Origin of the sequence: Vibrio sp. HI00D65 (assembly GCF_001635455.1) — a bacterium.
In the GTDB taxonomy this organism is placed as follows: Bacteria; Pseudomonadota; Gammaproteobacteria; order Enterobacterales; family Vibrionaceae; genus Vibrio.
In genome coordinates this window covers 1-24642 of record NZ_LWEH01000235.1, presented here as the reverse complement: position 1 = coordinate 24642, position 24642 = coordinate 1, and the positions used below count along the sequence as shown (strand labels likewise).

Annotated in this window: 21 protein-coding genes and 2 pseudogenes; 10 read left to right on the top strand and 13 right to left on the bottom strand. The window is 43.0% G+C overall.

The genetic code is table 11. From position 1 onward, the window contains the following. Positions 1 to 203 precede the first annotated feature (203 nt). Positions 204 to 2252 (top strand): ATP-binding response regulator, encoded by a 2049-nt coding sequence (locus tag A3712_RS16610; RefSeq protein ID WP_063524331.1) that lies wholly within the window; start codon positions 204 to 206, stop codon positions 2250 to 2252. A 28-nt stretch (positions 2253 to 2280) separates the two neighbouring features. On the opposite strand, the pseudogene A3712_RS16605 reads toward A3712_RS16610, so the two are convergent. Together A3712_RS16605 and A3712_RS16600 are read right to left on the bottom strand one after the other, a co-directional pair. After that, a pseudogene (locus A3712_RS16605) lies at positions 2281 to 2850 on the bottom strand (alpha-hydroxyketone-type quorum-sensing autoinducer synthase); the annotation flags it as partial. A gap of 244 nt (positions 2851 to 3094) precedes the next feature. Then, positions 3095 to 4483, bottom strand: a complete 1389-nt coding sequence (locus tag A3712_RS16600) for an aminotransferase-like domain-containing protein (protein ID WP_063524330.1) — start codon at positions 4481 to 4483, stop codon at positions 3095 to 3097. A gap of 104 nt (positions 4484 to 4587) precedes the next feature. Here A3712_RS16600 and A3712_RS16595 point away from each other — a divergent pair, with 104 nt between their 5' ends. Together A3712_RS16595 and A3712_RS16590 are read left to right on the top strand one after the other, a co-directional pair. Then, positions 4588 to 5502 carry an EamA family transporter gene (locus A3712_RS16595; RefSeq protein ID WP_063524329.1) on the top strand — a complete coding sequence of 305 codons (915 nt, stop codon included), beginning with the start codon at positions 4588 to 4590 and terminating at the stop codon, positions 5500 to 5502. A 273-nt stretch (positions 5503 to 5775) separates the two neighbouring features. Further along, complete coding sequence (locus A3712_RS16590; protein ID WP_063524328.1) at positions 5776 to 6648, top strand: aspartoacylase; 873 nt, start codon at positions 5776 to 5778, stop codon at positions 6646 to 6648. Between the two features lie 86 nt (positions 6649 to 6734). Here A3712_RS16590 and A3712_RS16585 read toward each other — a convergent pair whose 3' ends face one another. From A3712_RS16585 to A3712_RS16570, 4 genes are all read right to left on the bottom strand, one after another. Beyond that, on the bottom strand, positions 6735 to 7739 hold the full coding sequence (locus tag A3712_RS16585; protein ID WP_063524327.1) for a CobW family GTP-binding protein: 1005 nt from the start codon (positions 7737 to 7739) through the stop codon (positions 6735 to 6737). Next, positions 7729 to 8289, bottom strand: a complete 561-nt coding sequence (locus A3712_RS16580) for a carbonate dehydratase (protein ID WP_063524326.1) — start codon at positions 8287 to 8289, stop codon at positions 7729 to 7731. Before A3712_RS16580 ends, A3712_RS16585 begins: the two co-directional genes overlap by 11 nt. A 36-nt stretch (positions 8290 to 8325) precedes the next feature. After that, the gene (locus A3712_RS16575) at positions 8326 to 9672 is read right to left on the bottom strand and encodes a dihydroorotase (RefSeq protein WP_063524325.1); all 1347 of its coding nucleotides are present in this window, start codon (positions 9670 to 9672) and stop codon (positions 8326 to 8328) included. Positions 9673 to 9740: 68 nt separating this feature from the next. Beyond that, complete coding sequence (locus A3712_RS16570; RefSeq protein ID WP_063524324.1) at positions 9741 to 10214, bottom strand: Fur family transcriptional regulator; 474 nt, start codon at positions 10212 to 10214, stop codon at positions 9741 to 9743. A gap of 583 nt (positions 10215 to 10797) precedes the next feature. On the opposite strand from A3712_RS16570, the gene ihfA reads away from it, so the two are divergent. Both ihfA and A3712_RS26875 read left to right on the top strand, forming a co-directional pair. After that, the gene (ihfA, locus tag A3712_RS16565) at positions 10798 to 11094 is read left to right on the top strand and encodes an integration host factor subunit alpha (protein WP_004734853.1); all 297 of its coding nucleotides are present in this window, start codon (positions 10798 to 10800) and stop codon (positions 11092 to 11094) included. 205 nt (positions 11095 to 11299) lie between these two features. Continuing rightward, positions 11300 to 11679, top strand: a pseudogene (locus tag A3712_RS26875) (c-type cytochrome). A gap of 97 nt (positions 11680 to 11776) precedes the next feature. Here the strand turns inward: A3712_RS26875 and A3712_RS16560 are convergent. After that, positions 11777 to 12556, bottom strand: coding sequence for a RelA/SpoT domain-containing protein (locus A3712_RS16560; protein WP_063524323.1), 780 nt, complete (start codon positions 12554 to 12556; stop codon positions 11777 to 11779). A 322-nt stretch (positions 12557 to 12878) separates the two neighbouring features. Here A3712_RS16560 and A3712_RS16555 point away from each other — a divergent pair, with 322 nt between their 5' ends. Beyond that, positions 12879 to 13532 (top strand): thiopurine S-methyltransferase, encoded by a 654-nt coding sequence (locus A3712_RS16555; RefSeq protein ID WP_063524322.1) that lies wholly within the window; start codon positions 12879 to 12881, stop codon positions 13530 to 13532. Between the two features lie 92 nt (positions 13533 to 13624). On the opposite strand, the gene purT is transcribed toward A3712_RS16555, so the two are convergent. From purT to sbcB, 5 genes are all read right to left on the bottom strand, one after another. Further along, positions 13625 to 14800 carry a formate-dependent phosphoribosylglycinamide formyltransferase gene (purT, locus tag A3712_RS16550; protein WP_063524321.1) on the bottom strand — a complete coding sequence of 392 codons (1176 nt, stop codon included), beginning with the start codon at positions 14798 to 14800 and terminating at the stop codon, positions 13625 to 13627. A gap of 166 nt (positions 14801 to 14966) precedes the next feature. Further along, positions 14967 to 15854, bottom strand: coding sequence for a cytidine deaminase (cdd, locus tag A3712_RS16545; RefSeq protein WP_063524320.1), 888 nt, complete (start codon positions 15852 to 15854; stop codon positions 14967 to 14969). Between the two features lie 276 nt (positions 15855 to 16130). Further along, positions 16131 to 16808, bottom strand: coding sequence for an LrgB family protein (locus A3712_RS16540; protein WP_063524319.1), 678 nt, complete (start codon positions 16806 to 16808; stop codon positions 16131 to 16133). Between the two features lie 2 nt (positions 16809 to 16810). Further along, positions 16811 to 17182, bottom strand: coding sequence for a CidA/LrgA family protein (locus A3712_RS16535; protein WP_008217481.1), 372 nt, complete (start codon positions 17180 to 17182; stop codon positions 16811 to 16813). Between the two features lie 23 nt (positions 17183 to 17205). Next, a complete protein-coding gene (sbcB, locus tag A3712_RS16530; protein WP_063524318.1) occupies positions 17206 to 18630 on the bottom strand; it encodes an exodeoxyribonuclease I in 1425 nt (474 codons plus the stop codon). A gap of 965 nt (positions 18631 to 19595) precedes the next feature. On the opposite strand from sbcB, the gene A3712_RS16525 reads away from it, so the two are divergent. The 4 genes from A3712_RS16525 (at position 19596) to A3712_RS16510 (ending at position 23762) form a co-directional block, all read left to right on the top strand. Then, entirely contained in the window at positions 19596 to 20030 is a 435-nt protein-coding gene (locus A3712_RS16525; protein ID WP_063524317.1) for a DUF4402 domain-containing protein, read from the top strand. A gap of 88 nt (positions 20031 to 20118) precedes the next feature. Next, the gene (locus A3712_RS16520; protein WP_443083601.1) at positions 20119 to 20532 is read left to right on the top strand and encodes a DUF4402 domain-containing protein; all 414 of its coding nucleotides are present in this window, start codon (positions 20119 to 20121) and stop codon (positions 20530 to 20532) included. Continuing rightward, positions 20529 to 21239 (top strand): fimbrial biogenesis chaperone, encoded by a 711-nt coding sequence (locus A3712_RS16515; protein WP_063524315.1) that lies wholly within the window; start codon positions 20529 to 20531, stop codon positions 21237 to 21239. Before A3712_RS16520 ends, A3712_RS16515 begins: the two co-directional genes overlap by 4 nt. Positions 21240 to 21293: 54 nt before the next feature. Then, entirely contained in the window at positions 21294 to 23762 is a 2469-nt protein-coding gene (locus A3712_RS16510) for a carboxypeptidase-like regulatory domain-containing protein (RefSeq protein ID WP_063524314.1), read from the top strand. Between the two features lie 70 nt (positions 23763 to 23832). Here A3712_RS16510 and A3712_RS16505 read toward each other — a convergent pair whose 3' ends face one another. Next, positions 23833 to 24579 carry an ADP-ribosyltransferase gene (locus tag A3712_RS16505; protein ID WP_063524313.1) on the bottom strand — a complete coding sequence of 249 codons (747 nt, stop codon included), beginning with the start codon at positions 24577 to 24579 and terminating at the stop codon, positions 23833 to 23835. Positions 24580 to 24642 lie beyond the last annotated feature (63 nt).

Sequence of the window (24642 nt, the reverse complement as noted above, 5' to 3'; positions counted from 1 at the left end):
AATGAAATCACTATTAGGCCTCGTATTAACGAGGCCTTCATGTATTTGGCTGCAGGGTTAAAACAGATTAAATGCAAAAGCGCGTATATATTTGATTCAAACCTCATTGCTTGGAGGTGATGTGTAATATAATCGCTAAGTTATAATAAAAACAAAATAATAAGAATGGTAAATGTCAGAGTTTAGGGAATAAAGAATTTCGTATGGGCGCTATTCGTAAAGTTTATCAATATGCTGAACCGAATTTAACCTTCTTAGGTTGGATGGGCTTAGTCGGTTTCCCTGTTTACTATGTAGTTTGGGAGTATCTGTTCCCGCAACCTTATGAAAATCTGCCTCTCCGGCTGTTATGCTCGGTGTTGTTCTTCGGCATCATTTTCCGTAAACACGTACCGTTTGAATGGCGAAAGTATCTGCCTGCGTATTATCAAGTCGCGATTACACTCTGTCTTCCATCTTTCTTCTTCTATATGTTGCTGATGAACAATTGGTCCAATATTTGGGTCATGTCTTTCATGTCTGCAATATTCCTTCATATTTCTTTGGTTCATGTCACTAAGGTGATGTTTGCGCAAACCTTTGTCGGAATAGGGATTGCGACGTTTTGTGCTTGGGTGGTTCAAGGCTTTTACCTTGAGATAACCATGAATTGGACGCATGTGCCAATTTTCTTATTTATCTATCTATTCGGTAACTTATTTTATTTCCGTAATCAGGTGGAATACGAGAATAAGGTATCTATAGCGAAATCTTTTGGCGCTGGTATTGCACACGAAATGAGAAACCCTCTTAGTGGCTTGTTAACTTCTATTGATGTTATTCAATCGATACTACCAAACCCTAAAAGTGGTGACATTAAAGAGCCATATGCACTGAGCGCTGAAGAGTTAAAGCAGCTACGTGACTTGGGCGACGAGGCCTTGGAAATTATCCACTCAGGTAACGAGACCATCGATTTATTGTTGACGTCAATTGATGAGAACTGTTTATCCCGTTCAACCTTTAAAAAGCACTCTGCACAATCGGTGATCGAATATTCAATTGATAACTTTAACTATAAGCGTGCGTCAGATAAATCAGCAATATCTTTGGATGTACAAAGTGACTTTGATTTTTTAGGAAGCGACACTTTGTTGAAGTATGTGATGTACAACCTGTATAAAAATGCGTTCCATCACCGAAGTCCGGAAGATTTTCATATTCATGTCACCCTGAGTAGCGATGATGTTACTAATCAAATTGTAGTGACGGACAACGGGGCTGGTATCTCTAGTGAGGCAATACGTCACATTTTCCAAGATTTCTATACGACAGGTAAAACAGGAAACTACGGGTTAGGCTTATCATTTTGTCAGAAGGTGATGCGTTCGTTTGGTGGTGAGATTAAATGTCAATCAGAAGTCGGAGAGTGGACGCAGTTTACAATGACGTTTCCTTCTTTGACGTCAAATTCAGTCAATCAGATTAAGTGTGAATTAAGAAACTTAAAGTCGGCATTGATGGTGAGTGAGCAAACTGTCCTGAATAAGAAAGTGACGGAAATGTCTCAACTTATGGGATTTGAACTTACGATTTTGGATGTGGCATCAGCACTTAATAAAACAGAGTATCAGTTCGATTTTGATTTAGTATTCGTCGACTTGGAAAGTATCATTTTGAGGGCAAGCAGCCTTGATGAGCTTGAGTATTTATTATCGCTCACAGAAGCGCGAATTGTGTACTTATATGAACATTATCCTATTCAACAAGTGAGGGATATTTCATTTGAACCAATTTGGATAGAAACTCAAGTCTTGCTACTGAACACTAAAGCAGCGATTGACCATTTACTGTTTGACTCCAATTACGAGACTCCACCGGTGGCCGTTAAGCCGATTGAAAATGCAAATAAGCGCACCGTTATGGTAGTCGACGATAACGAGTCTCTACGTCGTCTTACTGCGATGTTGCTGGAAAAGCAAGGCTTTGATGTGGTACAGAAAGAAGACGGTCAGCAGGCATTAGACGCTCTAGACTCAGAGACCATTGACTTGGTTTTAATGGATATTGAAATGCCTATTATGGACGGTGTCGAAGCTTCTCGACTCATTAGAAGCGCGAATAAGCCTTATTCTTGGGTGCCGATCATTGCTCATACAGGGGACAGCTCGCCCATAACTCTGCAGAAGATGGAGTCATCAGGAATGTCTGATCTTATTGTAAAACCGGCAGACAAGAACCGATTACTCAAAAAGATTACTCATTGGATATAGTGGGTTTGCACGCGAGTGTATTTGAGATTTGAAGTGGGGCAATTGTGCCAATGGTGCTATAGGCCGAATCTACAACAATGACGCCAGAGCCATAGCGCTCAAGCTGCTTGCGCAGATGGTTCATATTGTTATGCATGAACGGATGCGCGCTCGCACCTGCGGCTCGAATACCTTCCCATAAAGACATGTGGGCAAAGAAATCAATATACACAGGAGCTTGTGGTGGACAGATAGTTTGCAGTAAGCCTATGTTCGCCGCCCAACCAGACTGAGAGAGCAAGCAGCTTTCCATTCCTACATAGCTCGCTAGCTCATTTTCAAAGGCGGGTTTTGAATCCTCGTCTTGCAAAAAGATAGCTGACATGACGATGTTGTCATCATGTTCAGCAATCGCTTGCTGGTGGGCTTGTTGAATCTGTTTGTTGTGTGGCAGCGCGAGGTAATCATTGCTTTGCATCACAACTGAATTGCGCCTAGGACGTCTACCCAGAACTAAGTGTGTTTGGCTTTCGTTCTGGGTAATGAGATCTTCAATGTAATGGTTTAAGCGTTCTTCAATAAAGGAAGGTAGTGGTTTATTTTTGGTTTTATCACTCATAATTATTCTCTTCATATACGGGATAACGCCAGCGCTGACGGGTGTATATTGAAGACAAAAAATGAGGTGTCATTAGCTAAGTTGCATAAATGGGCACAACCTTGCAAACTCAACATTTGAGGGTTTTAAGGTGAGTGGATTTCCTTACGGTAACGGGCTTTAGCCACGTTCAAATCAGAAAAATAAACGCCTTTTTATAACAAATCGCGATGAAAAAATTAAAGATCAAAGCGTGGGCCAAAAGCTATTTGCTGACACATTGTCGGATAAGTTCAATCAAGTCATCCAGCTGTTGTTTGGCCTCTCCCTCTAGCGCATAACCAAAGTTGATGCGTAAGCAGTTGCTGTAGAGATCAAGAGTGCTGAACAGATGCCCAAGCCGAATATCAATCTTTTTCTCAGAAACCGCTTGAGCAAATGAGATATGGTTGAGGTTAGGGATCTGTAGCCAAAGTACCATGCCACCTTGTGGGCTGCTTATTTTGACGTCATCAGGAAGGTTTTGAGTTAAATAACTTAGGTATTGCTGGCGTAAAGAGAGAATTTGAGCACATCTTCTTCGAACGTGCTTTGCGTATTGACCAGATTCAATAAAGTCAGCGACAGCTAGCTGAGTAGGAAGGGCAACGCCGTAGCTTGCAGAAGAAAACTGCGCTTTGTACTCATCAATATACTTTCCTGGCAAGCACCACCCTAAACGATAGCTTGGTGATAAACTCTTCGAGACAGAACCACACCATAAAACATAACCACCTTTGTCATAGTATTTGGCAGGCAGTGGTGTGTGCGAAGAATAAGAGAGTTCTAAATACACATCATCTTCAATGATCGGCACTCGATATTCATTCGCCAATGCCGCCAATTTCTGTTTTTGGCTGGCCGACATATTGATCCCTTGTGGGTTCATATGCGAGGTACAGAAGATAGCGGCATCGACGCGTTTGCTTTTGAGATGTGTTTCTAACTGTTGTAGGTCTACACCGTCATCTAGAGATGGGATCTCGATGATCTTACGCGACATCTTGCCAAGTAATTCGAGTATTCCGTTGAAACATGGTGAGCTAATGGCAATGGTATCGCCTTCTTTGGTGCACGATTCAAGAGCGGCTTTTATTGCCGACATACAGCCAGCCGTGACCACCAGTTCGCCTGGTGAAAAATGCACATCAAGCTTTGCAAAGTGAGTGGACAATGCTTGTCGTAATATCGGCTCGCCTTGAGTATCAGGGTAATGGTTGAGCCTGTTACCCATGCGTTTTATAGAGCGACGGAAGCTGCGTTCTAGTTCAACGACCGATTGCTCATCATTGGTGGTGCTAGAGACTCCTAAAGGCCCATTGATTGAGTTGTGAGTCGATGAGGTTTGTCTCACTCTGGAAACTTTACTCTCAAACTGTGCCCATTCAGGTGTTGAGTGAGCTGGCTTATGAGGAGAAACAAAATACCCGGCTTGTGGTCGAGAGTGAATCCAGCCCTGTGACTCTAGCTCTTGGTAGCAACTTACTACGGTCGACATGCTAACGGCTTGTTGCTTAGCTAATTGACGAAGCGAAGGCATCCGCCCACCTTCGGGTCTTTTTCCACTTTCAATCTCATTAATAAACTGATTCGCAAGTTTTCGGTAAATGCTCATGGTAACGGTTGTGGTTAACTGTACTGGTTTTTGTTTAAAAAATTGTATCTGTACCCGTTTTTTTGTTCAAGGGATACTTTTTTAAAACAAAAGAGGGGGACAGTATGAAAAGAAATGATTTGTTGTTAGCGGTGTTGGTGATGGCAATTTGGGGATTCAATTTCTCGATGATCAAAATGGGCGTAACCAATGTTCATCCTTTGTTGGTAACGGCCGCGCGTTTCTCGCTAGCGGTGATTCCAGTGATATTTTTTGTGGCGAGACCAAATGTCGCTTGGCGCTATTTAGTGGGTTACGGCTTCGTGTTTGGTGTGGGTATTTGGGGGATGGCTTCATGGTCAATAACAGCAGGGATCTCATCTGGGCTTTCCTCAGTATTGCTTTCAAGCAATGTGCTTATTGGAATGGCTGTTGGGGTATGGGTTTTCAAAGAAAGTGCGTCGGTTCGTAAGTTAATTGGTGCGATGTTAGCCCTGTGTGCACTTGCAGTTTTAGTCTCAGCGGCGAAAGGGAATGTCACCGTTAATGGCGTTATCTTGATTATGATTGCAGCGTGCAGTTGGACCTTAATGGGCGTCATTGTTAAGGCTTCCAAAACTAGACAGGCGTTTGCGTTTAATGTGTGGGGAATGCTGTTTGCACCAGCGCCGTTGGTGTTGTTTGCTGTGATGTTACACGGAGATAAAATCATTTGGCAGGGGATTGAACAATGGGATTGGAACACAACGATTGCGGTGCTGTTTCAGGCTTATCCAACCACGCTATTTGGCTATTGGGTGTGGAACAAGTTGTTAATCCAATATCCATTAAGCACTACTGCACCGTTAACCTTGCTGGTGCCAGTCTTCGCGCTGATCAGCGGATACTTTATGTATGACGAAGTGTTGTCACTCGCTCAAGTAGTGGCATCGGTGTTGTTCTTAATCGGGATTGGTTTGATCGTTAAACCTGCAAAAGCGCGGAGTAGCGGTACATCCGGTGACAGAGAAGTGGAAAGGAAACTCGTTAAGCAATCATGATGTCGTTTTCATTAACGAAGAGGGGTTTGAAGTCACCTTTATAGTCGTTATACCCCGATGACCATGTATGAATTAAAGCCTCGCAAGCGCGGGGCTTTCTTATGATGAGATGAAAACATGAAATATGGTCGTTATCTAAGGTTCTCGATTTTCTTTCGAATTATCAGGTGTTTTCTTGTTCTCTCTTTTAGAGAATGATTTGTCTTATTGTTATGTTATATTGTAACAATGATACAGGGTAACTTGCACCTTCGATACTTGGAAATCAATTACATGGAAAACATAAAACAAGTCTTACTGGTCGCCGGAACTCACGGTAACGAACTCTCTGGAATTTATCTACATAAACTCATTAAAGAGCGCTTCTATGCCGCTGATCGTTCGACATTTTCTACCGATTCAGTTATCGCAAACCCAAAAGCGGTAGATCAGAACGTAAGGTACCTAGACACGGATTTAAATCGTGAGTTTTCTCAGCTCAACAATGACGACACGCTAGGTTTAGCCGAGCATACCGTAGCTCGCCAGTTTGCAGAGCGATACGCAAGCAAAGAGCAGCAACTCATTATCGACCTACACAACACAACCAGCAATATGGGCGCGACACTGATCTTGCTTTCCAACGATGCTTTCTATCAAAAAATGGGCGCGTATGTGAAACAGCGAATGCCGGAAGCGAATATTCTATTTGAAGATAGGAAACCATGGGAAGAGCAGCCTTACCTTTGTACTACGGGGAAGTGCGGTGTAATGATTGAAGTGGGTGCTCAGGCACATGGTTCGCTTAAATTCGACACGCTTAAACTGATGAAGCAGATGCTGACCATGGTGCTTGATTATGTTGAGAAGCATAACCTCAATCAGCTGCAAGCATTAGAAGACTACAATGCGTTTTTCTATGTTGAAGAAGTTAATGTTCCCCTTGGCCCAGACGGCATGCGTGTTGCTACGGTGCATCCTGCGATATGTGGTCGGGATTTCGAGGTCGTTAAGCAAGGACAGCCGATATTGGCGACGTTCTTTGGCTATGATATTTATTGGGAACGAGAACAAGACATATACCCGCACTTTATCAACGAGAGTGCTTACGCTCAAGCTAACATTGCGATGGCGTTAGCAGAGAAACGATTGGTGTCGGTAAACTAACGTAGCGATGTTTACTCCAATGTCTAAAAAGCCCTATGAATGTTCTATTTGATAGGGCTTTAGTTTTAATTATCGATGGAGCGAACTTAGTTAACAAGACAATCTAGAAGTTGGCTTTCCAGCTCACTCTCTATGTCCTGACCAATTACTTCAATTCTGGTTTCACTGCACTCATCGAGTTCTGATTCGGTCAAACCATCCTCTGTTAAGTTGTAGCCAAAGATACCATTTGGAGTAATGAACACCGCCTTCATACGTTCAACTTTCAAGCCGACTAGAAAGTGTCGTAAACGCTGGTGGTCAAACAGTTTATCAGCTGCAAATCGCCATCCAATACTCTCAAAGCCTTCGCCTTGGTTGGTCGCTTTGAGCATGCCGCTTTCTGGCATCGGGAGTTCAGACGCGAGTGGCCTATCTTGTTTGTGATGATGGTGCCCATGAGCTTGATGATGGTAAAAGCTGGTGTCTCCATCAAACTCATCGAAAGGGATCTTACCGTGATGGGCAAATATGAGCTTAGTTTTATTGTGACAAACCTGTGCGACGTACTCGGCAAGCTTTTCTGCATCCCCCTTGTTATAAAGGTCTACTTTATTGCCGACGACCGTATCCGCAATGGTAATTTGTTGGTTGAAAGTATCGTGGTCAGAATAACGAGTATCAGACAGTTTGCGAGCATCTACCAAGGTGATGTTCTTTTGCAGTGATAGCACTTTACGATAATGTTCAGAAGATAATACTTCTAACACTTCTTTTGGGTGGCCAAGCCCAGTAGGCTCAATCAGTAAGCGGTCTGGCTTCGCCTCAGAAAGCAACTGATTGAGTGCTATCTGCATCGGTAAACCTGCTGCACAGCACATGCAGCCACCGGGTACTTCGCGAATAAAAACTTGCTGTTGTTTGGTTTGATTGCCTTCGAATAAACTTCCATCAACGCCAATTTCACCAAACTCATTCACCAAAATAGCCCAATTCTCATCGGCTGGTTTGTGCTTCATTAAGTTAAGAATCGCAGAGGTTTTTCCTACTCCGAGAAACCCAGTAATAATGTTGGTCGGAATCCCAAGCAAGGGGGATTTATTAGAGTTCATTAGCAATCCTTCTATAGCCTTGAACAAGAGTATGGTTGGCAGAGACAACCGATTCTGAAAAAGCCGAGTATTCTGGTGGTACTTTTGAAATGCTGTTTAGATCAAAGCCTGAACCTATGTTGGTCATCGGTGGTACATGAAAATTCTCAGGAAGGTCGAGTCCGTCCACCACGCAGTTATGACGAATCACGCAACCTTTACCAATGACGGCATTGAAAACGACAGAGTTGAAGCCGATAAAGACATCGTCACTGACTTCACAAGGCCCATGGATAATGGAGCGGTGAGCGATAGAGGAGCGTTCTCCTATGCTTACCGCAGCACCGGCCTTCGAATGGATAACCACACCATCTTGAATATTGGTATCGCGCTTAATCACGATAGCTTCCATATCGCCGTGTTCATTAACCTCGTCGGCACGTATCACGGCATAAGGACCAATGAACACGTTATCTTCAATGATGACCTTGCCACAAATAATGGCTGTTGGATCAATGAAGGCGGTTTCCGATACGTTTGGCATATGACCGTTAGGGTTTCTTCTTAACATATTGATTTCTTTTTATTGATGGTAATAACTGCTCAACTAGCGCTTGAATGACAGCCTCATTGCTGGAGAGTGATTTGTATCTTGGAGCAAGCTCGAATCTCCATTGCTATAAACCTTGGTGCCATTTACCCAAGTATGTTTGATCTGGGAAGAGAACTCGTGACCAGTGAATGGAGACCAAGCACATTGATAAAGGTTGTTTTCCTCATCAACTAATGTTGATGCTTTTGGGTCGACGAGTACTAAGTCTGCGAAGTAGCCTTCACGAATATAACCGCGCTCTTGTATCGCATACCGAATGGATGGGTTATGTGCTGTTTTTTCTACGACTTGTTCTACGGTCATGGTTCCGGCATGTACGTGGTCAAACAGAGTCAAGAGGGCGTGTTGCACAAGGGGTAAACCGGCAGGCGCTTGCTCATAAGGAACTTGTTTTTCTTCCCATGTGTGAGGAGCATGGTCTGTGGCGATGATGTCTATTTGATTGGTGTTAAGGGCGGCAAGTAGTGCTTCTCGATCGCTTGGAAATTTGATGGCTGGGTTGCATTTGATTTGGTTCTCTAATTTTGGGTAATCTTCATTACTGAACCAAAGGTGATGAACACACGCTTCAGCGGTTATGCGCTTGCCTTCGATTGGCCCTTTATCAAATAGTGCCAACTCTTTCTCTGTAGTGATATGCAATACATGAAGCTGGCTATTGTGCTTTTTTGCGAGCTCAACAGCAAAAGAAGAAGAGGCATAGCAGGCTCTGTCATCTCTTAGGATAGGGTGGTCTTCAATCGTGAAAACTGCTTTCTCTTTTCTTAATTGCTCTTGGTTTTTAGCGATAACAGGCCCGCTTTCACAATGGGTGACAATCAGGACGGGAGAATCACGGAATATGGCATCGAGTGCTTGAGGCTCTTCAACCAACAGGTTACCCGTTGAAGCACCCATAAATACCTTTACGCCACAGTGTTTGGTCGGGTCGAGCTGCTTGATTTGCTCTAGGTTATCTTCAGTTGCACCTAGGTAAAAAGAGTAGTTAGCCAGTGAACTCTGTGCTGCGATATCAAATTTTTTCTCTAAGGCCTCAATGGTCGTAGTAGCAGGGGTTACGTTTGGCATTTCCATGTAGCTAGTAATACCACCGGCGACAGCGGCACGTGACTCTGTTGCGATTGAGCCTTTGTGGGTTAACCCGGGCTCGCGAAAATGGACTTGATCATCAATCATCCCCGGTATGAGATAGCAACCTTGCGCGTCAATCACCTCACATTCTGAACTTGGCTTTATATTGCTCGCAACTTTTTCAATTCGTTGGTTGACAATCAATACATCTATCTCGGTAACGGTGCCTTCATTGACCACGTAGGCATTTTTAATGAGCGTTGCAGGCATAGCGTTTTATTCTTTCCTTGTTAATTAGGCTAATACGTTTGGAATCTAGTGATTAGATGTAGGTATTCTTAGCAGGGCGTATTTACTTCGGACTTAGCACACTCATCACAAACACAGCTGATCTCTAACTGAGGGCTTGTGACGGTGAATCCTTGTTGTTTCGCGTGAGATTTAAGATCGCGAATAATAGAAGGGTTGATGGTTTGTTCACTTATCTTGTCGCACTTAGAACAAATCAAAAATTGTGGGATGCCATGTTCGTGCTCACAAAGGATGTGGTCACAAAGTATGTATTTATTTGATACCTTAATCTTGTGTGCTAGGTGGTGTTGTTCTAAAAAATCCAAGACTCTGTAGACCGACATCGCTTGAACATGTTGATCAAAATGCTCTTTGCAATAGTCGACTAACTCGTAGGCAGACAGCGCTTTATCGGCATGTGCCAACGCACGCAGTATCAGCAGCCTTTTGGCGGTAAACTGTTTTCCTTTGTCTCTACACCCTTGTTTGACGTGCTTAATGATCGCTTCAATATCTTTCATTCTAAGTACTAAATTCCCTCTCGTTTGATATGTTATAACATATCAATTGCGCGCTGTGAAATGTACTTTGCTGCAGAGCGTCGCTAAAGAGGGAGATTGACGAAATTATAATAAAGATGAATCGCAGTAAAAGTCAGTACACAATCAGTGATAGCATTGACCGATTCGAATGCAATTCTGAAATGATACAAATCTCATATTTAATAATGATTATTTCATAACCTCTGTTGAGATGGATATCAAATCAAGTGGCTGATTTTATTGGGGAACAGAGAAAAATCTCAAAAATCATCATATAGACTGGTAAAGTTTTAAATTCCAATTTATTAATGGTGAATGGAATATAGTTCTATTTTATAGCTGTTAAGTAGATGTTTTTTAGCCATATATGTGAAATTAAGAGCGAGTTATCTTTTTGATTTGAAAGAATAATCTGACAGTTGAGATAAAAAAGTTGGCGAAAATCAGAAGCTTGGCATACACTTTCCTTGTAAACGACCTTATCTCATTGATTGAATAGGGTAAATGCTTTGGCGCTACTGGCGATAGTAGCAATGATTAACATAGCTTTGAGGAAAGTTTTATGGCACTCACGAAGGCCGATTTGGCTGAGAACCTGTTTGAGACACTCGGATACAGCAAGCGGGATGCCAAGGAAACGGTTGAAGTGTTTTTCGAAGAAGTTCGTAAAGCGCTTGAAAATGGCGAACAGGTAAAACTGTCTGGTTTTGGTAACTTTGATCTTCGCGAGAAAAACGAGCGACCTGGTCGTAACCCGAAAACTGGTGAAGACATTCCAATTTCTGCTCGACGTGTTGTTACTTTTAGACCGGGACAAAAACTAAAGGCCCGTGTCGAAAATATTAAAATCGAGAAGTAGCCAAGCAATAGACCACGCATAGCGTGGTCTTTTTGTTTATATCACAGTATTTATTCTTGCCACTTGTTTTCAATCTTTTTATCTTCTCGCATCTCGCATCTCGCATCTCGCATCTCGCATCTCGCATAATCTCTAATCATCGTTCAGTTCTCCTGAACGATAGTTAATTCTAATTGAATTTAGATACACCGCTCTATTTGCTGTAATGTCACTCTCCGCATGTACTGACGAAAACACTGCAACGGTGGAAAAGCTTTCGCCAAAACTGACTATACAAAGTGACAAAACAGTACCTTACATACCAAACTTGACGGCAGGAGAAAGCTCGCTGACAACCTATGTAGCCGGTGTCATGGTGATAAGGTCATCCCTTTAGTGCAGTCTTACCCGAATATTAAGGGGCAGATATCCAGCTACATCCTTAAACAATTGCGTGATTTTAAAAGTGATGTACGTCAGGATTTATACATGCAGTCAGTCGTGAAGTCTCTATCTGATAAGGATTTACAGGATGTCGCGGCTTTCTATAGTACCTTAAAGCCATTGGACTTGTATGAACGCTCTCAGGAGTACTATCACGAATAGCGTTCGCTTATGATTGATAAGAGATACGTTGAAATTAAAAAGGGCTGCGAGTGCAGCCCTTGTTCGTTTTTGTTTTGTAGTGGCGGTAAGTTTGATGTTATGCCGCTTTAATATGGGTCGTAATGTATGGTTGCCATGCTTGTTGGTACAGCTCTAAAGATTGGCGTCTTAGGCTGTTAATTTGCGCAGCTTCGATGTCGTTGATTGGGCGCTTTTCAGCAATCGCATGACGCTCAATACCTTGAATGATCTCGTATAGCTCATGTTCAGGGCCACTTTTCACATCTGCTATCGCTTTTAAGTGAAGTTGAACCTCGGCGATCATGTTAGTTTTTGGTAAGCGAACCAGTAAGTTAAGGTCACGGTAGCCAGAATCAGCGGGTGACTTAAACTTGTTTTTCACTTTTACCACGTCCGCTTCTCGGCTCAGTGCTTCGTACACTTCAACTAGGCTCTCTACATCATTAGCGATGATTGTTGCGCGAGCTAGGTCGGTAATTCTTGTGTTGTCACCATCCAGTTCTAATTCAATTTTCTCTTGAGCGCGAGCTTGAGATTTAACACCAGCAAACAGTGCATCTGAATTAGTGAGAAGAGCAGTACTTTTACAGATTGTCTCTAGCTCTGCTTGAGCTTGGTGAGCTTTGCTGTAAAGGATGTCGAAGTCGGTATAAGGCTGAGTTGGACGCGAGTCGAATGCCTTGATGCCATATAGGCCGCTTAGGCTGTGGCGGAATACGTTTGATGAAACTTGGTTTTGCGAAGGCGCTGTGCGCGATTGATCAGTTGAACTCGTTGAAACAGGTGCTGCTGCGAATGCAGGCGCTCGGCTCAATACTAGAAGCATTAGGGCCGTCGTACGGAGAAATACACTCATTCAAACTCCAAAATACAAGGTTACAAAACGGGTAGTTAAAAGGGGTAACCAGTAACGCATAAGAGTAAAAAAGCTTAACTAAACTCACTACATATTAAATGGGGCTAGCTAAGACAGAAACCAACTTTAACGTTTAATATTGCTTTAAAATGTGAACATATAGACAAATAATCCAAGCGTTTGTTCCGCAATTTTAAGAACTTTGAACCTAGCCAGTTTCTGGTTGTATTCGAAACCATTTTGCCACTTTAAGCCAAGCTAAGGTTGCTCTTACTTCTCTATACTGTACCCTTGCATTATGACTGTTTAACATGAACGAAAGATGAATAATCCTGAATTTTGGCACAATAAATGGGCAGCCAACCAAATTGGTTTCCACCTTGAAGATGTAAACCCACTTTTGGTTGAGTTTTGGAAAGCAACTGAGCCTAGCTATGAGAAGAGTGTCTTTGTTCCTCTATGTGGCAAGAGTGAAGATCTGATATGGCTTGCGTCTAATCATGAAGACGTTCAAGGTGTGGAATTGAGCCAGATTGCGGTTCGAGCTTTTTTCTCTGAGCATTTTTACACACCAACCGTAACTCAAATTAACGGCCAGCATGAGCTTTATCAATTTGATGAGTTGAGTGTTTACACTGGGGATTACTTCACTGCGCCAATTCAGCCTGTCGATATTATCTATGACCGTGCTTCTCTAGTCGCTTTGCCTGCAGAAATGCGTGTGCGATATGTAGAGCGCTTAAAGCAACTGCTTAAGCCAGGCGGCAAGATCCTACTTGTAACGCTAGACTACGACCAAGATGAAATGGCAGGCCCTCCGTTTAGCGTACCTAAACTAGAAATCGATCAGTTGTTTGCGGGTTACAAGATTACATTGTTGAACCAAGATATTGCAGACGACGAGCACCCTAAGATTGCTAAGAAAGGGTTGTCTCGATTCAGTGAGGAAGTGTATTTGATTGAATCGGAAGTCTAGGTTCAGTTTACTTTCTAAGTGATAACACGAATCAAAAGACGGGCGCATGGCCCGTCTTTTTGCTCGTTAAGATTCATGATCTAAGAAGCTGATTAGTAAATCACTTTTACCTTCGACGCGCTGTTGATTGCATCTTCAATCGCGGTTTCTGTGCTTTTACGTCGTGTTAGTGCAACACCAAGGCGACGACGACCATCGATGTCTGGCTTACCAAACAGACGAACTTGTGTTTGTGGTACCTCTAGCGCTTCTGCTAGGCCTTCAAAACGGATGTTCGTTGATGTGCCTTGCCCAAGGATTACTGCAGACGCACAAGGGCCATACTGAGTAATTGATTTGATAGGCATACCTGTAAATGCGCGTACGTGAAGTGCGAATTCTGACGAGTCTTGAGACATCAATGTCACCAAACCAGTATCGTGTGGGCGAGGGGATACTTCGTTGAAGGTCACATGGTCGCCTTTAACGAACAACTCAACACCAAAGATACCATGACCACCTAGAGCATTAACCACTTGCTCTGCCGTGTACTGTGCCGCTTTTAGAGCGTTGTCTGACATAACTTGTGGCTGCCATGATTCACGGTAGTCGCCGTTTTCTTGGCGGTGGCCGATAGGTGCACAGAAATGAACACCGTCGATTGCACGAACAGTGAGAAGAGTGATCTCATAATCAAAGTCGATGAAGCCTTCAACGATTACACGCCCAGCGCCAGTACGACCACCTTCTTGTGCATATTCCCACGACTTTTGGATGTCTTCTTCGGTTTTTATAACGCTCTGCCCTTTGCCTGAAGAGCTCATTACTGGTTTAACAACGCAAGGCATACCGACAAATTCAACTGCGGCAGCGAAGTCTTCAAAGGTGTCTGCAAAGCGGTAAGGGGATGTGCTTAGCTTCAGTTCTTCTGCCGCCAGACGACGAATACCTTCACGGTTCATCGTTAGCTTAGTTGCGTTAGCTGTTGGAACGACATTCAAGCCTTGTGCTTCAAGCTCTACCAACTTGCTGGTGGCAATAGCTTCAATTTCTGGTACCACGTAATCTGGTTTTTCTAGTTCAATGGTGGCTTGAAGTGCATCGCCATCTAACATGTCTAGTACATGGCTGCGATGCGCAACTTGCATAGCAGGTGCATCTGCATAACGGTCACAAGCAATAACTTCCAAACCTAAACGTTGGCACTCGATAGCCACTTCTTTGCCAAGTTCACCTGAACCTAGTAGAAGTACACGAGTAGCATTTTCACGAGTAGCAGTACCAAACATAGAAATTCCTTCCGATCTTTTGAACGATTGATTGAAAACGGGGTGATCATACTTATTTAGATGACAAAAGCAAACGTTTGCTTTGGTTGTGGTGTTAATTACAAGCATAAAAAAACAGCCCTATAAAAATGGGCTGATTATTTAAAAGTTTGTTAATTAGATGTACTTAGATTGCTAAGTAAGTCACTGGAATGTCGGGATTAATCGCTTCTAATGTAGATTGTGTATCCGCTAGGTGGCTGATGCTACCTTCAGCGATTTCAACCAATGCTGCGCTTTCAATTTGTTCAAAGTCGAAGCCTGCAAGTTTTAGTTGAATTAACGCAACTTGTAGCGGCGGAAGGCTAGGGTTGAATGCTGCGTTTTCAGCGTAAGCACCCGTAAAGATCTTACCAGTTGTTAGCTGTAGTGACACACCACTTAAATTTTTAGTGTATGGCGCATGGCTGCGGTTAAGCGCTGCTAATGCTTCAACTACAATAGGAGTCGTCTCTTCCGTCGTGTACTTATGGTCGAGTTCAGACATTAAGCCTGTTGTTACGCCAAGATCAGAAGGTCCAAATGAATCAGGTAGGTATTCTTGTAGCGACATTTCATCACGCTGCGGAAGCTGAACTTTAAGCTCTTTCGCTGTAGTCAACTCATTCATAAATTGACGACAGTGACCACAAGGGCTGAAGTTAATTGTGATGTCTGAAATGCCGCGCTCACCTTTCATCCAAGCGTGGCTGATTGCCGATTGTTCAGCGTGTACGGTTTGGCCAAGTTGTGCACCAGCGATTTCAAGGTTTGCACCAAAGTACAAAGTACCAGACAAACCACGCACGATTGCACCAACGTAAAAGTCAGATAACGGTGCGTATGAATACGCAGCAGCAAAAGGAAGTAGTGCGATACGTAGTTCGTCATCCGCTAAACCACTTGCTTGAAGTAGGCTAGAGAACTGTTCTGGAGACAATGTCGCGTCAAAGTTGTCTGCTAATACGATGTCACTTAAAAGCGCTTTCATTGATGATGGAGCACTTTCCAGCGCCAGGGTAATACGACTGTTCATGTTGAATCCTTAATTGACCTTAGGCTTTAAGTTTATGCAATGCTCAGGAATTTTCTGTGACAATGATCGCTATTGTAGTGTTGTTGTTACATTGGTTTGCATAATTAGAGTGAGGTCACACTTGAAATCGATTGCAAGGACCATTTTTACAGCTGATATCGCACTTATTGTTCATAATAGTCGGTTTTTAGCTGGATAAATGGCAATAAAAAGCCCAAGCAAACACTGATATCGACAGGGCTAGGCTTGGGCTTAATCGGGTTGTTGGCGTATAGGCTAGGAATAGAACCAGACCACCATACTAAACACGCTAGGTGCGATTATTGAGGTGATAACGCCACAAAGCACTAACGCCAGTGAACTGAAAGCCGCATCTTCTTGGTTCTTTTCAGCGCAAGTTGCCGTACCTAACGCGTGAGAAACCGTGCCCATGGTTAAGCCTCTAGCAATAGGGCTCTTAATGCCGATTAGATTGTAGATAGGGTAAGCAAAAATTGCCCCAAATAGTCCAACGATAAGAACCAGTATTGCAGCAATCGCCGCTTCACCACCAAGATGGCTTGATACTTCCATCGCAATAGGGGTGGTGACTGATTTGCCCAATAGACTCGCAATCAAACTTAGGTCGGCTTTGAAAGCGACGGCAATCATTGCTGCTGTCGTCATCGACATCACACTACCCAGCGTGCATGCAAAGGTAATGATTCGCCAGTTAGCTCGAATTTGAGGTAGCTGCTCATATAACGGATAAGCTAGGGCAACAACCGCTGGCTGAAGCATGTACGTAATCCAAGTGTTGTCTGCGTAGTAAGTCTCGAAAGGGACTTTAAAGAACATCAGGATTGGAATAATGATGCCAATGCTAATTAGCAGCGGGTTACATAGAGGGGAATTTACTTTCTGACTTACCCAACGAGCAAACAGAAATACTATAATAGTTAATAGAATCCACATGGTTATTTACCTCTCGCTAGCAAGCGGTCTAAGAACCATGATAAAGAGACTAATACGATGAGCGTGCCACCCACTGCACTCGCCATAATCGGCAGTGCGTTAGCGATCAGCATGTCAAAGTGTTCCATAAGCCCGACACTGATCGGGACAAACAGTAAAATCATCAAACGAATAATTAGGCTGGCACCAGGCTGTACCCAGTGTGCCGGCACAATACCAATCACCATGGCAGTGAACAGAATTAACATGCCAAAAATACTGCCTGGGATTGAGGTGTCTAAGTATTGTTGTAACGCGTTGCCTGCAGTGAGAGCACCTATGATTAAGGTGAAGGAGATTAAGCAATAAACGAGTTTGATCAATCTTTCTTTCAAGGTTTACACCTCTCGATAATGGGTTAACTAGCTAGCTTTTCTACGTATTGATACACCGCTTTTAAGATAGCCATTTTCTTCTCGTCACTTTCATGTTCGTGTGCGAGGTTCTCTAGATTGAGCATATACTCTTCTAAGCGACCTTCGTAGAACTCACGACAATGGTTTGCCCACTTAAGTTGCTCGGATTCATCTAGCGTCCATGGGAAGTTACGTGCTCGGTAACGGAACAACAAAGGCTTAATGCGCTCGTCACTGAAGGTGATGTCTAACGCTGCTAAGTTATTTGGGTCAGTCTCACGGATGATGTTCATCGCGGTTTTATCCGCCGGTGAGAAGAAGCCATCGTATAGTTGGGTATCTACATCGTCGCTCTTTTCGTACTCACGTTCCTGTGAATATAAGCTAATCAATTTTTCACGAATTTCTGGGTGTTCGCGTAGGATCGCCAGATTCTTCAAACACTGCTGACGATCAATACCAATGGTTTCAGCATTTTCAGCGGTTAACGTTTTGGCTGGCGCTAGAATAGGGCACTTGTTGAGTTGAACCAGCTTAATTGGCACTGGCAGCTCGTCTTCATTTAGGTCGCTGTGCTTGGTGTAAAGCCTCTCTCTGAGCTCATCAGTATCAAGTTCGAGTAGCGGGCTTGGGTCTTTTGCTAGGTCGACAACAATCACCGCGTTTTGATTGGTAGGGTGCCACGCCATAGGAACAATCCAGCTTGTGTAATTGCAGTCACGACCAAACATGCCTGACACATGCATCAATGGTGTCATGTTTACGATGTCAACTAATTCGTTCAACTTACGTTTGTGACGCATGTTGTAGAGATAATCAAACATCTTAGGTTGTGCGGCTTTCAGCTTTTTCGCGAGTTCAATTGTTGCAATAACATCGGCCATCGCGTCATGCGCGTTTTCGTGTTCAATGCCATTTGCCACAGATAGGTGTTCCAGTTTGAAGCTCGGGAAACCTTCTTCATTCTCTGGCCAAACAATGCCGTCTGGGCGCAGCGCGTGTACGGCACGCATCACATCTAACAAATCCCAACGAGAATTACCGTTCTGCCAGCTCCATGCGTATGGATCAATGAAGTTACGGTAACAGGTGTATCGCGTTACTTCGTCATCGAATCGAATACTGTTGTAACCAAGGCTTGTGGTGTTTGGCTTTGCAAGTTCAGCATGGATCTTAGCGATGAACTCTGGTTCCGGTAGGCCTTGAGACACGGCTTTTTGTGGAGTAATTCGAGTAATAAGCGCAGCTTCAGGTGCAGGTAGATAATCAGCAGGAGGTTGGCAGTAGATGACCAATGGCTCACCAATAATATTAAAATCTTGGTCTGTACGAACGCCGGCGAACTGACTTGGACGATCTTTCGCTGGGCTCACGCCCCATGTCTCGTAATCGAAAAAGAAGTAGGTTGGCTGATTATCTGAACTCATTGAATTTCCTGAACAGTCTACGGGTAACTGTGTACTGTGGCTGAAGGTTAGTTTTGTTCAGTATCTGATAGTATGCGGTACGCGTGCAACCCAGATCACAAATAAATTGCAGGAAAGTGCTGCATTCCTATTCAATTAGACTGAAATCGGGGACTGGGTATCTTAGATTGGTTATTTGTTGGCAAGATGGATCAACCAAGTGGTGCGGTTAAAGCACTCGAAGCGTGCACAATTTGGAGGTTCGAGTCAACCATAGACAGCCAAAGGGTTCTGAGTCTATGGAGGGTTTGTTACTGCTTGTATCTGCCGTACATCAATCTTTCAGTATATGCGCCTTGCTGTATTTGAAGCTCTTGAGAAATGGAACCGAATAGGACATTAGAGCAAATCACAGAATCAGTCATTAATTTCAAATTATTCTCCTTTTTAGATAGTATTTAATAGTCTTAATCACCGTAATAAATAATGATGATAGATAATTTAATATGTCTTATTTTTAATACACCATCAATAGTGAGGTAAAATAATTGAACCTCTGGTCAGTTATTATTTCAATTTTATTATAAGGTTGAGCTTTCTCTAGATTGTTTCAAATTTGAGAATTTATTACAATATGATGAACTATATATGCCGTTTTTTCGTCTTACTTCAAATTTATCTCGTATTGTATTTTTTGTTATATTCTAAAAATTAAGTGTGCTTGATTAAATAAATGGATTAATTGACTGATTAGGATGTAAAACAAGTTTTATATATTTTTGTATGAAATTATCTAATATCATTGTCGTTTTTAGTGTTATTTGTATCAATTTGCGTGATCTTATTCTCACTGCGTCCCATTTCTTTATAAATAAGTGTCAATATATATGTTTTACAAATAGGATTGTTGTTACTTAATTGTTAACTCTGGTTGACTATTAGGTAACCCTAATAATAAAGCCGATTTTATATAAAGGATTAAAGAAATGAATAAAGTCTTTAAGGTTGTTGCTGTCTCTGCACTTTCTATCTCTTCAGCAAACGTTTTTGCTGTGAGTGACACTTTTGATGCAACACTAGAAGTAAAACAAGCGATTACAATGACAAAAACGAGTGATTTAGATTTCGGTATCATCACTTCAGATAACACAATAGATATTGTTGTTGCTCAAGGTGATGCAGGAGCTGCGGCGTTTACACTTTCAGGCGAATCTGGTGATACGGTGACGGTAAGTATTTCTGATACTAACTTAGTTAACGGTGTAAATACGATCGCTGCTGAGTTTGATTTTAACAACGCTATAACTCTAACTGGTGGTACTGCTGATCTTAATATTGGTGGTACGGCTCGTACTTCAAGTGCAACACTGGTAGCTGGTACTTATACTGCAAACGTTGCAGTTGATGTTACTTACCAATAATTAAGTAAAACTAGTATAATATTGTGGCTGTGATAGAGCAGCCGCTTTTACTATGAACTCTCTATTTGAATGCGTAGTTAAATACGTGATGTATATCGGACTGACTCTATATTCAAGCCCGTTCTATGCTCTGGAAATAATTCCTGAAAATATGGAAGTGAAATTTCCTGGTATGTATATCTCTGGTTCTGGACAAAATGCCGATGCTAATCCAGCCAATGATCAGATTTACGTGGTTCGTTTTTATGTTGAAGGTGAGCCGGGAAAAAAGATCGTGGTTTCGCTCCCTTCTAATCAATATCTCAACCATTCTCAAAAATCGAAACGTCTTCGTATAAAGAAATTCTATTTTGGCTGTGGCTTATCTAAGAGAGGCCGAGCGAAAATTAAAGGGAATGGGAGAAGCAAACTTCTGTGTATTGGTGCAAAAGTGAAAATTGGCGCTAATCATCCTGCTGGCCTTTATACCAGTACTATCCCTTTTGAGGTCAATTATAAATGAAGTTATTTATCTCATGCTTTTTCGGCTTACTTTTCACTGCACAAGCCTACGCTCAACTCCTTATCGCACCGACTCGCTTTGTCCTAGATGCTGATACCTCAGTCACGGAGAAAATTGTGGTGGAAAACAATTCAAATGAACCGATTCGACTAGAGATAAAACCCATCTACCGATCAGTAAAGGCGAGTGGGCTGGTGCGTACCGATGCCAAAATTGCTGAGTCTGAAAACATCGCTGATTGGATTAAAGTGTCACCACCGATTATTCGTGAACTCAAACCCAACCAAAGACGCACCGTTCGCCTGCGTATGAACGCCTTACCTGCGGACATGCCTGACGGTGAATATCGTGCTTATCTATGGTTCTCTCCGATAGCGAAAGCGCCCGAAGCCTCACCGCCAGACCTGTCCAGAAAGGTACGATCTAACAATGGTTCAGCGTTCCAGCTTAACTTCCACATCAACAGTTATGTGCCGGTTTACGTACAAAAAGGTGAAGAGGTCCAAGATGTTAAGTTTGAATGTGATGAACAGAACCTCAAGATCACCAATGATGGTAAGTTTCAGTTCAGCGCCAAACTGAATGTCGACGAACACAGCGAAAAGGTGGTGTTGCTGCGTAATGCTGAATTAACCAAATCGCTTCCAAAAGGCTCAAAGATTTCACTAGTTCAAAACGACGAGTCTTTGCACGAATGTGTTCTATAACTTGAGCTGTATGTTGTCCGTGCTTATGCGCTCGTTTGAGTGACGATAAGATACATGTTCCAGCACCTGTTATGTCGACTTATCTTGCTTTGCTCTTTGCTACCATTTGTCGCTTATTCGCAGTCAGAACAGGAAAGCGAGGCGAGTGAACTCTATCCTGCTCATATAGAGGTGCGAGTAGGGCAAGCCGGTGATAGCTTTTATCGTGTCATGATGGATGACTACGAAGAGCCGTTCATATCGATATCCAATGCGGCTTTTTCGCTATTAGAGATGAACGGGCAGTGCGATGACGTGGGTTATTGTGAAATCTACCTGCCGCAAGATGTGGCTAGAGAGTCTCCTCCCTATATTGTCGATACCGAGCAAGCCGCCTGTTATCGCGATGAAAACAATAATCGCGATGACAATAATATCCAATCAATTAAGTTTGAAGTGATTGAGTCTGAAACCTATATCCACTGGTACAGTCTACAAGCGTGTATCCCTGCCAAAGTCCGATGGGACATTGATGACTATCGGCTAACCGTGTCGCCAGAATTCAGCTCCTTGACCGAGTTGGAAGCGGGGATCTCAAAGATCAAAAATGAATCCCGTAAGAAAGCGGAGGAGTTAAAAAGAGCCTCTAACGTGCCAGCGGTCGAGCCCCTTGCTGGGGTGGGTTTAGCGACACGAGTAGCAACGTCTGTATATCACGATAGTGAAGAGGGCGGTGATGTCTATGCCATTTCCGATACTATTCTAAGTACCAAACATTCCTTATCCCGATTATCTATCGATTCGAGAGAAGACCAGCCAATCGTCTATTACAACATCACGGTTGAGACGAACGACGGTGAGGGCTCGCTTGAACTAGGGCATGTATTGTTGGATGGCAGCGTGTTTACGATTAACCAAACTCTTGAAGACGGGCTCTATTATACCAACCGAAACCGCCAGCCAGAGTTCGGCAACTTACAATTGGAACGTACAACTCAACCCAATATCAGCATTGATGTGTTGGTTAATGGCATCTACCAAAGGACTTATCGTTCTGATGAGTTTGGACGTTTTGTTATTGAAGAAGACAACATTTCTCCCGGTGACACCATTAAGTTTCGCTACTACTTATCAAAAGGGGTGTGGCAGGAAGAAGAGATCACCGTTGCTGGGTTAGAAGATGCTTTTTTGCCGAGCAATGAGTGGGGCGTTGAGGTGGTAGGCAATGAGGGTGCGGATCGAGCGGGCGCTGTGTCTCTAGAATATGGCCTCGCGGATTACTTTACCGTTGGTAGTGCTTTCAGACGGCAGCATGGCAATGACTTACTCGGTTTTCAGGGCAGATATTTACCGATACATTGGTTTGCTGGACATATTGGTTGGTTACCCGATTTTAATCGGTTCCCCATGGAGTTTGATATCTTGTTAGGTGGCGAACAGTCTGCATCAATTGAGCTTAATAAGACCGATGAATTGGCTTTAGAGTCGATGGAGTATGATGTTTTCAAATACAACTTGTCTCTTGCCAATCTCACCGCCTTTTTAACGGTAAGAAACGATGACGACGAGTTAAGTGTGGAGCCAAAAGTGAACGCCAAAGTGTCGAGTAATCTGTTCCTTTCCTACGCTGGCGATTATCAATATACGAAAGATACTTACCAAGACAGTTACTTGCATACTGTTGAACTCGCTAAAAGCGGTTTTGCTGACACATCATGGAATATATCTGGAACAGTGAACGGATCTGGGCATCATGAACGCACAGAGCTTTCATGGAGAAATGCCTGTAAAGAGTGCGTGCTTGACCCTCTAAAGATGTTTCAAGAGCTGACCACCAGCGTTTCCGCACGTTATCAGAAACAAGCGGTCTCAGTCACTGCCTCTCTAGAAGCTCGTGTGAATCCGTACCTTTTGTTTAAACTGGAAGGGACAGGAGACAGATATAGCGTGGAAATGACCACGGAATTTGGCGCAAAAACCTACTTTGATGAAGAAATCGGCGAGTTTGTTGAATGGAATCGATACAACCACTCTAAACTGACGGGCATTGTGTATGACCATCATAAACAACCCATAGCCGGAGTCAGCTTACAGGTTCTCGATCAACGTGCTGTCAGTGATTCGAAGGGAAGGTTTGAGTTCGCGAGTGTGCCAGCTAGAGAAAAGCTACCTATTTATGTCGATGAAAGGGCATTAGACCTCAATTTAACCCCAATTCAGAACCCAGTGTTTGTGAATACTAAGCAAGTGGGACAGACTCACGCTCCTATTGAAATGGTGGTGTCGTTTGGTGTGGATGGCACAGTGGAGGGAGATATAGAGAGCAATGCTTACCTGCATTTTAAACATATTCAGAAAGGCACCGAATATTCTAGTGAAATAGAAAGCGATGGCTTTTACATGGTTGAGGGCTTGATTGCTGGAAAATACATTATCACCCTAGAAATGGGTGATAATCGATTCGTAAAAGGTGTCGATTTAGATGGTGATTTTTGGATCAGCGACCTAACATTCCAGCTGATCGACTTTCATAAGGTTTATTAATGCCAGTTCAGGCCGAGAGTTAACGCTCTCAGCCTTTACCTTAATACTTAACGCGTAATAGTTAAACTCTCTAGTAGATACAGGCTTCAGTCACAGTGAGGTTTTCTCCTGAATGGAGATCTTTTATAGGGCGTTTGCCGACTTGTTCTGCCGAGACTTCACGATAGATCACTTGATTGCCCTCTGGTGTGGTGTTGATAGCCGTGACCTCAAACAGAGAGTTTCTATTGATGAGTACTTCTAGTTCATCATCACGTACCGTAGGTATCACCATCCCATGTTGACCAAGGGTAAGTTCAAAGCGAGAAAGTTGCCCATTATGAAAATTATATGACAACGTTTTCGAGATAGACGTTGATAAGTAGGAATTAGGACTGACGATATCTCCAACTTTTACGGCCTCTCCGTAGACGGAGAGTAAGCTCTCCCCACGAAATACTGTCCCTTTGTATTTGATGCCATGTTCGAACGCAGAGTCTATTTCATTAATTAATGTTTCTGTCTCCGAGTCCATCCTCCCTTGCGCTAAGCCTTTTCTTATCGGCTGATAGGCATCATCTTGATACCTTTCTAGCGCGTCAACCTCACTAGAATTTAGGTGTTGGTTCTGCATTCCTGCTTGTTGGTAAAGCTGCGAACGAATCTTAGCGAAGTCTCCATAATTCGATTCGAATCCTGGGTCGGACATATCTTCAAGAGCGGCTTCAATACTATCAGGACTGTAATATTGGGCGTTATATTTGAGGGCGGCAAGTGAGGTAACTGGTATTGCAGTAAGGCAAAGGGCAAGCAAATAGTGAATATGTGAGGAACTCATTTTAGTAATAATAATCGTTGTTTTAATATCTTTTCATTATACATAGTATGCACTTGGTTTAAT